Raw genomic sequence first — 352 nt, forward strand, 5'->3', positions numbered from 1 at the left:
TCGCACAAAAGACTGGGAACAGTTCGATCAATTGTCTTATCCGATTGACAAACCAGGTTGTATGACCTGGGCGCCAGAGTGGGTCAATGACAAGAACGGCTGGCACATCGTCTACGCACAGACGCCACCTAAGGGGACTGAACAAGATTTCGATTTGTTCGTTGTCGATTTTGACCCGGACACCGGCAGCATTGACATGGCAACCAGTCAAAAGGTGGTCGCAAATTATGTCAAGGGTAGCCCGATTGACCCGAATGTTAATGTCATCAATGGCCGGTATTATTTATGGATCCGTGAACGTGATCTAGTTATTCGACTGTACCGGAGCGACGCACTGTCGGGGCCTTACACG

The 352-nt window shown here is 49.7% G+C and carries 1 pseudogene; it reads left to right on the forward strand.

The features are described from left to right. Positions 1-352 (forward strand): annotated as a pseudogene (locus ACKTR5_RS11785) (hypothetical protein); the annotation flags it as partial.

Source organism: Furfurilactobacillus entadae, from assembly GCF_045862745.1.
Lineage (GTDB): Bacteria > Bacillota > Bacilli > Lactobacillales > Lactobacillaceae > Furfurilactobacillus > Furfurilactobacillus entadae.